General features: G+C 64.5%; 11 protein-coding genes. 9 read left to right on the forward strand and 2 right to left on the reverse strand.

What is annotated here, in order from left to right:
- Window positions 1-509, forward strand: a 509-nt coding sequence (locus EOD07_RS06750) for an acyl-CoA dehydrogenase family protein (RefSeq protein WP_281059041.1), incomplete at its 5' end; no start/stop codon positions are given.
- A gap of 41 nt (window positions 510-550) precedes the next feature.
- The gene (locus tag EOD07_RS06755; protein ID WP_127234480.1) at window positions 551-1,288 is read left to right on the forward strand and encodes an FCD domain-containing protein; all 738 of its coding nucleotides are present in this window, start codon (window positions 551-553) and stop codon (window positions 1,286-1,288) included.
- Here EOD07_RS06755 and EOD07_RS06760 read toward each other — a convergent pair.
- On the reverse strand, window positions 1,274-2,068 hold the full coding sequence (locus EOD07_RS06760; protein ID WP_127234482.1) for an enoyl-CoA hydratase/isomerase family protein: 795 nt from the start codon (window positions 2,066-2,068) through the stop codon (window positions 1,274-1,276). The two genes, EOD07_RS06755 and EOD07_RS06760, sit on opposite strands and share 15 nt — an antisense overlap.
- Window positions 2,069-2,158: 90 nt before the next feature.
- Here EOD07_RS06760 and EOD07_RS06765 point away from each other — a divergent pair, with 90 nt between their 5' ends.
- The 6 genes from EOD07_RS06765 (at window position 2,159) to EOD07_RS06790 (ending at window position 10,425) form a co-directional block, all read left to right on the forward strand.
- The gene (locus EOD07_RS06765) at window positions 2,159-3,010 is read left to right on the forward strand and encodes an enoyl-CoA hydratase-related protein (RefSeq protein WP_127234484.1); all 852 of its coding nucleotides are present in this window, start codon (window positions 2,159-2,161) and stop codon (window positions 3,008-3,010) included.
- A gap of 197 nt (window positions 3,011-3,207) precedes the next feature.
- Window positions 3,208-4,332, forward strand: coding sequence for a sugar ABC transporter substrate-binding protein (locus tag EOD07_RS06770; protein ID WP_127234486.1), 1,125 nt, complete (start codon window positions 3,208-3,210; stop codon window positions 4,330-4,332).
- Window positions 4,333-4,402: 70 nt separating this feature from the next.
- Window positions 4,403-5,941, forward strand: a complete 1,539-nt coding sequence (locus tag EOD07_RS06775; protein ID WP_245469917.1) for a sugar ABC transporter ATP-binding protein — start codon at window positions 4,403-4,405, stop codon at window positions 5,939-5,941.
- Window positions 5,942-5,955: 14 nt separating this feature from the next.
- Window positions 5,956-8,007 carry an ABC transporter permease gene (locus EOD07_RS06780; RefSeq protein ID WP_245469919.1) on the forward strand — a complete coding sequence of 684 codons (2,052 nt, stop codon included), beginning with the start codon at window positions 5,956-5,958 and terminating at the stop codon, window positions 8,005-8,007.
- Window positions 8,008-8,090: 83 nt separating this feature from the next.
- Window positions 8,091-9,029 (forward strand): cyclase family protein, encoded by a 939-nt coding sequence (locus EOD07_RS06785; RefSeq protein WP_206519429.1) that lies wholly within the window; start codon window positions 8,091-8,093, stop codon window positions 9,027-9,029.
- Window positions 9,030-9,072: 43 nt separating this feature from the next.
- Window positions 9,073-10,425 (forward strand): hypothetical protein, encoded by a 1,353-nt coding sequence (locus EOD07_RS06790; protein WP_127234494.1) that lies wholly within the window; start codon window positions 9,073-9,075, stop codon window positions 10,423-10,425.
- Between the two features lie 69 nt (window positions 10,426-10,494).
- Here the strand turns inward: EOD07_RS06790 and EOD07_RS06795 are convergent, their stop codons facing one another.
- Window positions 10,495-11,670, reverse strand: coding sequence for an acetyl-CoA C-acetyltransferase (locus tag EOD07_RS06795; protein WP_127234496.1), 1,176 nt, complete (start codon window positions 11,668-11,670; stop codon window positions 10,495-10,497).
- Window positions 11,671-11,807: 137 nt separating this feature from the next.
- On the opposite strand from EOD07_RS06795, the gene EOD07_RS06800 reads away from it, so the two are divergent.
- Window positions 11,808-12,716: AMP-binding protein (locus EOD07_RS06800; RefSeq protein WP_164772096.1), on the forward strand; the 909-nt coding region annotated here is incomplete at its 3' end.

The following is a 12,716-nucleotide window of genomic DNA, read 5'->3' on the forward strand; positions in this document are numbered from 1 at the left end:
CAATGATGGCTCCGGCCCGCCTGGGGCCGGGCCGGATCCATCATTGCATGCGCACCATCGGCCAATGCGAACTCGCCCTGGAACTGATGTGCGATCGCGCGCTCAGCCGATCCACCTTCGGCAAATCCCTCGCGGACAATGCCAACATCCAGGACTGGATTGCCGAATCCCGGATCGAGATCGAGCAGGCCCGACTGTTGAACCTGAAGGCGGCCTGGCTTATGGACGTCGCCGGAAACAAGGCCGCCAAACGGGAAATATCGGCGATCAAAGTAGTTGCCGCTCGTTTGCAGACAAGAGTTGCCGACCGGGCAATGCAGGTCTTTGGAGCAAAAGGATTGACTTCGGATACTCCGCTTGCATTTCTGTGGACTTGGGGCCGGGCGCTGCGCTACATCGACGGGCCTGACGAGGTTCATTTGCGCGGCATCGCTCGCGACGAATTGAGGGCCGCGAAAATGCGCGGGGCAGCGGCGAGTTCCGCGAAAGACGTGTCGCCCGCGATTTGAGCAAGACGACTGCGGATACTGCGGCCACCAAAGGCGTAAGAATGCTGAAAATCGAAAAATTGAGCGTCCCGCCGGCATATCAGGTCGTGTCGAACGAATTGCGGCGGCACATTCTTGCCGGCTCGCTGCGGCCTGGCGATCCGTTGCCCAGCGAAGTCGAGCTCGCCGCCCGATTCGGCGTCAACCGCTCGACCGTGCGCGAGGGCATTCGCCAGCTCGAAAGCGACGGCCTGGTCAGGCGCGAGGGGCGCAAGCGGCTCCTCGTGACGATACCGGATCATTCGGATCTGACACCGCGCACGACGCGAGCGCTCGTCATGCGCGCCGTCACCTTCGGAGAGCTTTGGGATGTGTCGCGGGTGCTCGAGCCTCTCGCGGCCAGGCTCGCCGCCGAAAACATCTCGGAGGCGGAACTGGACGCGCTCAAGCAGAATCTCGAGGCAACGAAGCAGGCCGTCGAGCGAGGGCAATCGCCAGGCATTCTCGACCTGGAGTTCCATACGCTGCTGTCGGAGGCCGCGCACAATCATGCGCTGCTTTTGTGCCGGGAGCCGGTGGGCCGGTTGCTTTACCCCGCGTTCGAACAAATCCAGCCTCAGCTTCCCCAAGCTGCCGGTCGCCTCATAAAGGCGCATACGGAGATCGTGGAGGCGCTGGGGCGTCGCGACCCCCAGCATGCTGAACTCTGGGCCGCCAAGCACATAGAAGACCTGAAGCGGGGCTGGCTGATGGCGAAGCTGCCGCTCGACAACCAGATCGACAGATCACTGACCAGCTGATTTCAGCTTTCGCGCTTCGCGCTCGGCAAAAAACGTCTCGATCGCGGTGTGGAAGGCGGCAGTCCCGGCGCATGCCATGAACGCGGCCCGCTCCTGCTCCAGCTGGTCCTCCAGCGCCCTGTCGAAATTTTCACGCAAGAGCCGCCGCGTGCGGACCAGGGCCTCTCGATTCTGGCCGGACAGCCGTTCCGCGACGGCCGTTGCGCTCGGCAGCAGCTCCGATGCCGGGACCGTCATTGCGACCAGCCCGATGCTCTCGGCCTCGCTCGCGGTTAGGTATCCTCCCAGGAAAGCGAATTTCAAGGCTCTGCCGAGGCCGACCGTCCGCGGCAGGAAGTGCGACAGGCCGCCATCAGGCACCGCGGCAATGGCATCATAAGCGTAGACGAAGCGGCAATCCTGCGCGGCGACCGCTATATCGCAAGCCAGGAGGATGCTGAGCCCGGCTCCCGCCACCACGCCGTGGACACAGGCGACCGTCGGTTTTGACAGGCGCGTCAGCCGCAGGATGGTCTTGTTCAGGGAACGGATCGTGGCGCCGGCGGCGGCCGGCGCGTCTTCGGCGACGCGCAGATAATCCAGATCGCCGCCGGCCATGAAGGCTCGGCCTTCGCCGCGCAGCAGCACGGCGCAAATGTCAGGCGCACCGTCGATCTGCGCCAGCAGCCCGTCGAGCTCCTCGATCATGTCCAGCGTCAGCGCGTTCAAAGCTTCGCGGCGATCGAAGGTGATCGTGGCGATGCTGCCCGTTCTTTGCAGCGAAACGAATCTGCGAGTCATGGCTTTTGCCGTTGAATTTGTCTAACTGTCGGACAAGCCGACGTTGATGGCGGATGCGAGACTTGTCAACTGAAAGGAAGGGCAGATCCGGTGGACACGAAAATCAAATGCGAGGTGGACGGACGCGTCGCGACGATCACGCTGGACGGGCCAGCGAAGCTGAACGCCATAACGCAGAACGGCATAGACGATCTTTTCGAGGCCCTCGATGAGATCGACCGCGACGATGCCGTGCGCGCGGTGGTGGTGACGGGAGCAGGCCGGGCATTCTGCGCGGGGACCGACCTGACCGACGGTTTCGCCCTGCCCACCGGCGGCGATCCTGTCACCGGCGAAGGCGTGCCGGCCGATGTCGGCGCCAAGGTCGTCCTGCGCCTTTTCCGGATGAACAAGCCGGTCATCGGCGCGATCAATGGCCCGGCAGTCGGGTTTGGAGCCTCGGTGACGCTGCCGATGGATGTGCGGATCTGCTCGACCCAGGCCAGCTTCGGCTATGTCTTCGTCCGGCGCGCCATCGTGGCCGAGTCCTGCTCGAGCTGGTTTCTGCCGCGCATCGTCGGTATCGCGAATGCCGTCGAATGGATGATGTCCGGCAGGATGATCGGCGCCGATGAAGCGTTCGCCAAAGGGCTCGTCCACGAAATTGTCAGCCCTGAAGACCTGATGGCGCGGGCATTGCGGAAGGCGAACGAGATCGCCGCCGACGGGGCGCCTGTTTCAATCGCTATGACGCGACGCCTGCTCTGGCGCATGCTCGGCGCGAGCCATCCGGTCGTCGCGCATCGTTACGAGTCGCGGGCGCTGGTGGCTGCCTTGGCTCTGCCGGACGTCGCCGAGGCCATGGCTGCATACAAGGAAAAACGGCAGCCAAGCTTCAACGCCGCGATCAGCGCTCACGACCTTGCCACCGAATGGTGGGCCGGCGACGACACGCCGCTTTAGCGCTTGTGTTCAGCAAAATTGAGCGGCGGCCATCAACGGCGTTGACGGACACAGTTAGACATGTTTATTGTCCGACAATCAGTCAGTCGGTTAAATCGACAATACGTCGCGCGCCTTGATTGAGTGGGGAGAGAGTCGAATTCCAGTGGCGGCCAGACCTGGCCTGGCCGCCGGTTCGTTCAAGGGAGGAAAAAGTCATGAACTTCTGGAAATCTGCCGCCTTGGGTCTGGCAACCGCTGCGGTTGCGGCCCTGTCGGTGACGTCGCAGGCGATGGCCGAGAAGCGGCACAAGATCTATCTGAGCATGAGCTACATCGGCAACGATTGGCAGGCCGAGGCGGCCAACATGCTGAAGGCCATGGCTGCGTCGAAAGAATATGCGGACAAGGTGGACCTGAAAGTCCAGGTGGCCGGCCCGAACGCCCAGAAGCAGATCCAGCAGATAAACGCCATGGTGCAGGCAGGGGCGGAGGCGATCATCGTCTATCCGATTTCACCCACCGCGCTCAATGAAGCCGTCAAGAATGCCTGCGCCAAGGGCGTCACCATTGTCGCTTATGACGGCGTGATCGAAGAGCCGTGCGCCTACAACGTCCATATCGACCAGGCCGAATGGGGCCGGGTGACGGCGCAGTGGCTTGCTGACAAGCTCGGCGGCAAGGGCAACATCGTGATGATCACCGGTGTGTCCGGCACCTCCGTCGACACGCTGCGCAACAAGGCCGCTCGCGAGGTTTTCGCGAAATATCCCGACATCAAGGTGGTGGCCGAGGCGAATGGCATGTGGAGCCAGGCGGTCGCTCGCACCGAATTGGCCAAGATCGTGGCCACCCATAGCTGGGATACGCTGAACGGCTTGTGGATGCAGGTCGGCTGCTACACCGCCAACTCGATGCAGCTCGAGGCCGGTGTCGCCGACGACAAGGTTCTGCCTTGCGCGGGCGAAGGGTCCAACGGTCACCGCGTGCAGATGCTTCCCAAGGACACGCAGGCCGCCGGCGCGAACGGCACCTACAAACCGCTCGGCGCGCCCAGCATCTCGGCAAGCTCGCAAGCCTATCCGGGCGCTTATGCCTTCAAGATCGCGATGGAGGTTCTGGCGAAGAAGAAAGTCGAGAAAACCACGCTCCTGTCTCCCGGCGCGGTCACGAACGACGAAGTCAAGCTGTGCCAGACTGGTTCCTGGGCGGAAATGAAAGCCGGCTGCAACACGTTCCAGCCCGAGATCATTCCCAACCCCGGCTGGTACGCCTCGATCTTCTCGCCGGATCTGCCGCAGGTCGGCCTGAACGCCGCGCTCACCGGCACGCCTGAAGAGTAATCGGCGCATGAACCGGCATTTGGCGTCCGCGCCAAATGCCGGCCTGTCTGTTTGCCTGGCGAGTGATACCGTGAGTGAAACACCTACAGCCATCTCGGCAATCGAAGTGCGTAAAGCCTACGGGCCGACCGTCGCACTTAACGATGCGTCCTTTTCCGTCAAGGCCGGGACCGTGCATGCGCTTCTCGGCGAGAACGGCGCCGGCAAGTCGACCCTGGTCAAGGTGCTGAGCGGGCTCGTGCGGCCCGACAGCGGGCGACTGGTCATCGACGGCAAGGATGTCGCGATCGGCTCGCCGCGCGAAGCGCATATGCTCGGGATCCAGACGGCCTTCCAGGAGATGACCCAGATTCCGGATCTGACGGTCACCCAGAACATGCTGCTGCTCTACGAGCCGACCAATGCGCTCGGGCAAATCAGGAAGGCCGAAACCGAGCAGATCGTCGCGCGCCATCTCGCGGATATGGGTCTGAGCTTCGTCGATCCGCGCGCCGACCTGCGCGACCTCAGCCTGGCGATCCGTCAGAAACTCGAGATCGCCAGGGCGATCTTCCGGCGCCCTCGGATACTTCTTCTCGACGAGCCGACCTCGACGCTGTCCGGCCCCGACATCACCTGGCTCGGCGACATCATCGCCAAGGCGAAGACGGAAGGCATCTCGACGATCTTCATTTCGCATCGCATGCCGGAGGTGAACGATTTCTGCGAATACCTGACGGTTCTGCGCAACGGCAAGGACATCGGCACAGCGAGGGTGGGCGAGCTCTCGGATGACGAGGTCGTGCGCATGATCGTCGGCCGCTCGCTGGATGCGACATTCCCGCCGCGCGGCGAAGCGCGGCCGGCCGTCTCGCCGCCAGCCCTGGAAGCACGCTCCATCTCCGTCGGCCATCGGCTGAAGGGCGCGTCCTTCACGCTGTCGCCGGGCGAGGTGCTGGGTGTCGCCGGTCTGCAGGGCATGGGGCAGCTCGAGCTTTTGCTGGCTTGCTTCGGCGCGCAGCCCGTCAGCGACGGACAGATACTGGTTCGCGGCCAGCCTGTGGTGCTGACGTCGCCGCGCGATGCCATTCGTGCCAATATCGGCATCAGCCTGGTTCCGGAGGACCGCAAGACCGAAGGGTTGTTCCTGAAGCTCGACGGCCGGCGCAACGCGTCGCTGCCGAGCCTCGGCCAGTTCACGCGGTTCGGATTGATCGACGCCGCCAGGGAGCGGAAGGCCGTCTCGGATGTGCTGAAGGCCATCCAGGTCGACCAGAGGGCGCTGCACAGCAAGGTCGGTACCTTCAGCGGCGGAAACCAGCAGAAGATTGCCATCGCCAAGTGGCTGCTGACCGGGAGTAGGATCCTGCTGCTTTACGATCCGACACGCGGCGTCGACGTCGGCACGAAGCATGAGATCTACACGATGATCCGCCAATTCGCGGATGGCGGCGGCGCCGTTCTCATGTTCTCGACGGAAATCCCCGAATTGACCAATCTGTGCGACCGCGTCCTCGTCATGTATGGCGGGCGGATCGCCCGGGAGATCGATGGCGCGGACCTCAGCGAGGACGTGGTCATCGAAGCGGCCATCGGCGGTGCCCGCCGGGCACAAGCAGCGAGCGTCTGATCATGGCTCAGTCGATGCAGGCACCTTCCGTCCGACCCGGCAACGGCTTGTTCTCGGCGGCGCTTAAGAATCGCGGGCTCGCCGCCATCATCCTCATATTCATTCTGGCCCTGGGGTTGGTGAATGCCATCTCGCCGGCGTCGATGAGCTACTTCGATTTTCACTCCCTCGCCAATGGCGGGGCGCCGCTGGCGCTGGCTGCCGTCGGCCAGACGATCGTCGTGCTTTCCGGCGGCTTCGACCTGTCGGCCGGCTCGACCATATCCCTGGTCAACGTCATCGTTGCCTCGCTGCCGCAGGATACGCTCGGCGCACAGGTCGGCGTGGTGCTGCTCGGTCTCCTGGTTGGCGGGCTCGTTGGCGCCTTCAACGGCTTCTTCGTCGCCTTCTTCAGGCTTCAGTCCATTGTCGTCACCTTGTCGACCATGTTTCTGGTGCACGGTCTGACGCTGCTGATCATGCCGGATCCGGGCGGGGCGGTGGCGCCGGAAATCACGGCTTTCTTTTCCGGTTCCGCCATCACGGACGTCCTGCCGGCCTCGGTCCTCGTCGTGGCCGTGGCGCTTCTGGCGTGGCTCTATCTCAAGGGCTTGCGGTTCGGCACCGCCCTTTACGCTGTCGGCAGCGATGCCGATGCCGCACGTTCGGCCGGATTGTCGGTTCCCTGGACCCGCTTCTGGGCCTTCACCCTGGGCGGCCTTTTTTACGGCGCCGCGGGCGTCTTCATAAGCGCGCAGACCGGCTCGGCCGATCCGTTGGTTGGTGACCCGATCCTCCTGCAGACCTTCACCGCGGTTGTGCTCGGAGGCACATCGCTGGCGGGCGGCCGCGGCGGCGCCCTCGGCTCCGTCCTTGGCGCCTACACGCTGATGGTCATGGTCAACATCCTGCTTTCGCTCGACGTCTCGGCCTACTACAGCACCGTTGCCGAAGGCATCGTCCTGATTGTCGCCGCAATGGCCGGAGCACTTGGCTCGGAGGCGCCGCTGCGCCGCTATCTCAGCTCGATCGGCCTGCGCCTGAAGGCCCGCCGCGCCGGTCTTTCGGCTTCGGCCGCCGCGTTCGAGCCTGCGGCCCTCAAACAGAGCAGCGCGGAAGACCACGGTTGGAACGTGTCCTGGCTGGTGCGCCACGCCGATCTCGTGCGCATCGTTCTGCCGGCCTATCTCGCCTTCGTGGTCGTGGTGGTCGCGACGCAGGTCGTCTATGGCGGCGACACGATCTTCGCGTGGAAATACTATGATTCCCTGATCGTCCTGGGCTCGTTCCTGGCCATCCTGGCGCTCGGACAGGGAACGGTCATCCTCTCCGGCGGGCTGGATCTTTCAATAGCCTGGACGATTGCCTTTTGCGGCATCCTCGCCGCCGGCCTCATCAACGGCTCCAACTTGACCTCGGTGTGGGTGATCCCGCTGGTGCTCGTCATCGGCGCGGTGATCGGCAGCCTGAACGGCATCGGCGTCGCCATCCTCGGCCTGCCGCCCATCGTCGTCACGCTGGCCATGAACGGCATCCTTCAAGGCGCGGCCCTCGTGTTCAGCGACGGCACGCCCGCGGGCTTCACCTCGCCCGGTTTGCGCTGGCTGATGACCGGCAAGGTGTTCGGCATGACCCCCGTCGTCGTCTTCGTGGTGATATTCGTGCTCGCGGCGATCGGCCTGCTCGGCCGCACGGTCTTCAGCCGCTGGGTGTACGCGCTGGGCAACAGCCCGCGGGCCTCCTATCTCGCCGGCGTGAACGTCCGGACCACGACGATCGCCGTCTATGTTCTCAGCGGCGTCTGCTCCGCTCTCGTCGGCATCCTGCTGACCGGGTTCGGGGGGCAGGCCAGCCTTGGCATGGGCGACACCTATCTGCTGCCCTCGATCGCCGTCGTGATTATCGGCGGTACGCTGATCACCGGCGGACGCGGCCACTATGTCGGAATGCTGGGCGGCGTCCTGCTGCTGACGGCCTTGCAAACACTGCTTGCCGGAACGACGCTGCCGTCGGCCTCGCGCGACATCATCTTCGGCCTGGTCGTCCTGGCGGCGGTGCTTGCCTTGAGGGAACGGTCCACCGGATAGCCGGGCACCGGAATTCAGATCTTGCGAAGGAGGAGAAAGCAATGTCGAAACAAGCCGCAATGACAGGCGACCAGGACCGGAGGATGAGCCAGCTCCTGGCCGGCTCGCCGAAGAACTGGGGACGTTGGGGCCCCAACGACCAGGTCGGCGCCCTGAACTTTCTGACCAGTGCCGAAGTCCTGCGCGGCGTGCGCGCCATCAGGCAGGGCAAGGTCATCACCTGCGGGGAACTAATCGCCAGCCCGACCGGCGACCCGATCTTCCCCAGCCGCACGCAGCCGAAGCGCAGCAACACGCAGGACCGTGGCGACTACGACAGCGGCAGGCTGAAGCCGCTGCCAGGCGGCGCCCAATATGCCGACGATCAGATCACCATGTTCCTGCAGGGATCCACGCAGTACGACGCCCTCGGTCACGTCTGGTACGAGGACCAGATCTGGAACGGTTATCCGGCGTCCGAGACGATCGGCGGCATGAACAAGGCTTCGATCGAGCCGATCGCCGAACGCGGGATCGTCGGTCGCGGCGTTCTTCTCGACATGGCCGCGTACAAGGGCAAGTTCGCCTTGGAGAAAGGCGACACGCTCGGTCTCGAGGATATTCTCGGCGCGGCCAAGAAGCAGGGCGTCACGATCGAGAAGCACGACGTGCTTTGCATGCGCATCGGCTTCCTGCAGTTGCTGCACACGCAAGGGCCGCAGAAATTCTATGCCGACTTCAACGAGCCGGGCATGATCTACAGCCCGGAACTCGTGGACTGGTTCCACAAGATGGAGATCCCGGCTCTGTGCACCGACACCATCTCCAACGAGATGGACTTCGATCCGGAAACCGGCATGCAGGTGACGCTGCATTGCGCGCTGATGCGCAATCTGGGCATCACCTTCAACGAGATCTGCAACTTCGAAGCGCTGGCCAAGGATTGCCACGCGGACGGCCAATGGGATTTCCTCTACGTCGCCGCTCCGCTCAAGGTCCACAAGGGCACGGGCTCGCCGGTCAACGTCGTGGCGATCAAGTAGGTCGGCATTCCCGGCTTCGGCAACGACACGCCACGGTCCCCGAATGTGCCTGTTCTGCGACCCCGCAACCGCCAGCCGCCTGAGCTACCGGGCGGCTGGCAAGACCATCGCGCAGCGTCTGGAAGGCCCGGCGGACGTCATCCTGCGCGGCGGCCCCATCCTGACGATGGACGAGCTGCAGCCTCGGGCCGAGGCGTTGAGCATTCGTGACGGCCTCGTTCAGTTTGTCGGCCCGCTCGACGGGGCCATGGCGCATAAGGCCAGGAGCACCCGCGTCATCGACCTCGGCGGCAGGACGGTCATTCCGGGCATGGTGCTCGACAGCCTTCCCAAGGATCCGCTTGCGCTCCTGGACTGGCAGGACGTCGACCTCTCCGAATCCGGCGGCGACCTGAAAGGACATCTCGCCGGCACACTCACGCCGCCGCTGTTCTCGGAACCGATCTTCGTCAGGCTGGGCCAAGGCGGTGACGCTCCCTGTCGAAGCCACGATCTCCTCCCGGCGTTGGAGGATCTATACGGACCAAGGCCGATAGCGATCGAGACAGGCGGGTCTGGAAGGGGCCTGGCCAACCGCGCGATGCTTGCTCTCGTCGGAGCGACAGCCGATGCGGGCGAGCGCTGCTCCGGCGCCATGGACCTGGCTAAGGCGCTTCGCCCCTTCGCGATGCACAAGCATCATACGGTGTCATCGCTCACGCGCATGTTGACCGATAGCATTTCGGACGCGCGCAACAACGGCTTTACCACGGTCATAGACCGCGCCATGGGTGCCATCGGCGGGCGTGCCGAGATCGAGGCCGTCGCATTGCTCCTCGGCGGCAGGCGGCAGGTTCGCGTCAATGCGGTGGCGCATCGTCGTCTGCGCGAGGAGTGGGATGGCCGTCTTCCGGCCGAGACCCGTGCCGAACTGCTGAGCGTTGATACGGCCCTCATCGAAGCCAGTCAGGCGTCGGACGACGTCGTGCGCGAGGCCGAATTGCTCGATCGCGCCGGCTGGCGGCTTGCCCTGGTTGCCAGCGACCCAGGCGAGCTCGACAAGATCGTGAAGACCTGTGCCGCCCTGAAACCCCCTTGTCGGCGTCATCGTCTGGAAATCCGATTTCCGATCGACCCGTCCGTCGCTGGCCGGATCGAGCATCTGGAATCCGAATTTTGTATCGAGAGCCAGGCGGTAGCTTCTTCTGTCGCGACATATCCTTATCTCTCGACTTCCGGGATCGCCCGACAGGTGTTTGCCGCGACTCGAGGAACTGCCCGCCGGTTCGGCCTCGAGGACGTTGCGGGCTCGATCGCGACGGCGCGATCCGCCGACTTCACCATATTTGAAGGTTCTGCGTCTGGGACCGGCGCGCTTCGATTGTCCGAGACCTGGATTGATGGAATTCCTGTCTAGCCGAGGATCACTCCCACCGATATCCCAGGGGGAGGTGCGTAAGTCCCAAGCATAAGCGATCGCCTGTGCTCACCGCTCCAGGCAGATCGCCACGCCCTGGCCGCCGCCGATGCAGAGCGAGGCGAGGCCCTTCTTCGCGCCGCGGCGGACCATTTCGTGCAGCAGTGTCACCACGATGCGGCAGCCGGAGCCGGCCAGCGGATGGCCGAGCGCGATGGCGCCGCCGCTCATATTGATGATGTCCTCGTTCCAGCCCATCTCGCGGTTGACCGCGATGGCTTGCGCGGCGAAGGCTTCGTTGATCTCCATCACATCGAGGTCGGACGCGCGCCAGCCGGCCTTATCCAGCGCGCGGCGCGAGGCTGCCACCGGTCCGAGGCCCATATCCATCGGCTCGACGCCCGCGGAAGCGTAGGACGCGATGCGGGCGAGGGGCGTCAGGCCGAGTTCCTTCATGCGCGCCTCCGACATCACCAGCACCGCCGCCGCGCCGTCGTTGAGACCGGAGGAGTTGCCGGCGGTGATTGTCCCCGCTGCATTGAAGACCGGTCTCAGCCGGCCGAGGCCTTCAATCGTGGTCGAGGGATTGGGATGCTCGTCACGCTCGATGACGACATCGCCTTGCCTCGTCTTGATCGAGACCGGGACGATCTCTTCGTCGAACCTGCCGGACCGGATGGCGGTGTCCGCCTTTTTCTGTGAGCGCAGCGCGAAACGGTCCTGTTCCTCGCGGGTGATCTGGTAGCGCCGCGCCAGCGTTTCGGCGGTCACGCCCATGTGCACCTGATGGAAGGCGTCCCACAGCCCGTCGGTGATCATGGAATCCTTGACGGTACGGTCGCCCATGCGGATGCCGGCGCGGGCGCCGTGAATGACATGCGGCGCGGAAGTCATCGAATCCTGCCCGCCGGCGATCACGCAATCGGCATCGCCGCAGCGGATGGCCTGCGCGGCGAGATGGATCGACTTCTGGCCGGCGCCGCACACCTTGTTGACGGTCATGGCGGGAACACTGACCGGCAGGCCGGCCTTGAGGGCAGCCTGCCTTGCCGGATTCTGCCCGGCACCGCCCGTCAGCACCTGGCCCATGATCACCTCGCCGACGGCATCGGGCGCGAGATCAGCGTCGGCAAGCATGGCCTGAATGAGCTGTCCGCCCAGCTCCGCCGCCGAGAGGCTGGAAAACGCGCCGTTCAGCTTGCCGATGGGCGTCCGCTTTGCGGCAACGATATGCACGGCATCCATTTCTGATCCTCCGCAGGGCGATCCACCCACATAGGCGGGATCACCGCTTGACATTCTGGTTATAACCAATAATCATGAAACGCATCGGCAGGCAAGGTCGCGGCATCGAGCCCGGCCTGCGTTGCGGGAGGAAATCCATGTCATCCGTGCTTTGGACGCCGGCGCCGGCCGCGTTCCAATCGTCCAACCTTGCGCGCTTTTCGATGGCCAACGGCTTCGACCCGCGTGACTACGAGACGCTGCATCGCTGGTCGATCGGCGATGCGGGCGCCTTCTGGCGGGCGGTGTGGGATTTCGCCGAGGTCGTCGGCAATCCGGGCGCGATCTCCTTCCTGCGCGACGACAATGCGCCGATGACCGGGAGCCGCTTCCTGCCGGAAGCCTCGCTCAATCTCGCGGAAAACCTGCTGCGCGGCGACGAGGAGAGGGTTGCTCTCATCGAAGCCGACGAAAGCGGCCATTTCCGCACCGTCACGCTCGGCGAACTGCGCCGTCTCGTCGCCCGGACGGCTGACGGCTTGCGCGCGGCCGGTATCGGCAAGGGCGATTGCGTCGGCGGCATCCTGCCCAACCGTGTCGACGGCCTCGTGGCGTTGCTGGCGACCCTGTCGATCGGCGCCGTCTGGTCGTCCTGCTCACCGGATTTCGGCGCCGCCGCGATCGTCGACCGCCTCGGCCAGATCGGCGTCAAGGTGCTGTTCGCGGCACCCCGCTACCGCTATGCGGGCAAGGAGCACGACATCTCCGGCAGGCTGGCCGAGATCGTCGCCGCGATGCCGACGGTGACGACGCTGGTGCTGACCGGCGAAGCGGGCGCCGGGCCGGACTGCGCGGTGGATTGCATTTCATTCGACGATTTCGGCGGCGACGGCCCGCTCAGCTTCGAGCGCGTGCCCTTCGACCATCCCGCCTATGTGCTCTACACCTCCGGCACCACAGGCGCGCCGAAGGCGATCGTCCATCGCGCCGGCGGCGTGCTGCTCCAGCATCTGAAGGAGCATCTGCTGCATGGCGATGTTCGCCCGGGCGACGTCATGAGCTGGTAC

The sequence above is a fragment of the Mesorhizobium sp. M2C.T.Ca.TU.002.02.1.1 genome, from assembly GCF_003997225.1.

What these genes read in the sequence shown, in the direction of transcription:
- EOD07_RS06755 (WP_127234480.1), top strand. Translation starts at nt 551, where the DNA reads ATGCTGAAAATCGAAAAATTGAGCGTCCCGCCGGCATATCAGGTCGTG.
- EOD07_RS06760 (WP_127234482.1), bottom strand. Translation starts at nt 2,068, where the DNA reads ATGACTCGCAGATTCGTTTCGCTGCAAAGAACGGGCAGCATCGCCACG.
- EOD07_RS06770 (WP_127234486.1), top strand. Translation starts at nt 3,208, where the DNA reads ATGAACTTCTGGAAATCTGCCGCCTTGGGTCTGGCAACCGCTGCGGTT.
- EOD07_RS06780 (WP_245469919.1), top strand. Translation starts at nt 5,956, where the DNA reads ATGCAGGCACCTTCCGTCCGACCCGGCAACGGCTTGTTCTCGGCGGCG.
- EOD07_RS06785 (WP_206519429.1), top strand. Translation starts at nt 8,091, where the DNA reads ATGAGCCAGCTCCTGGCCGGCTCGCCGAAGAACTGGGGACGTTGGGGC.
- EOD07_RS06790 (WP_127234494.1), top strand. Translation starts at nt 9,073, where the DNA reads ATGTGCCTGTTCTGCGACCCCGCAACCGCCAGCCGCCTGAGCTACCGG.
- EOD07_RS06795 (WP_127234496.1), bottom strand. Translation starts at nt 11,670, where the DNA reads ATGGATGCCGTGCATATCGTTGCCGCAAAGCGGACGCCCATCGGCAAG.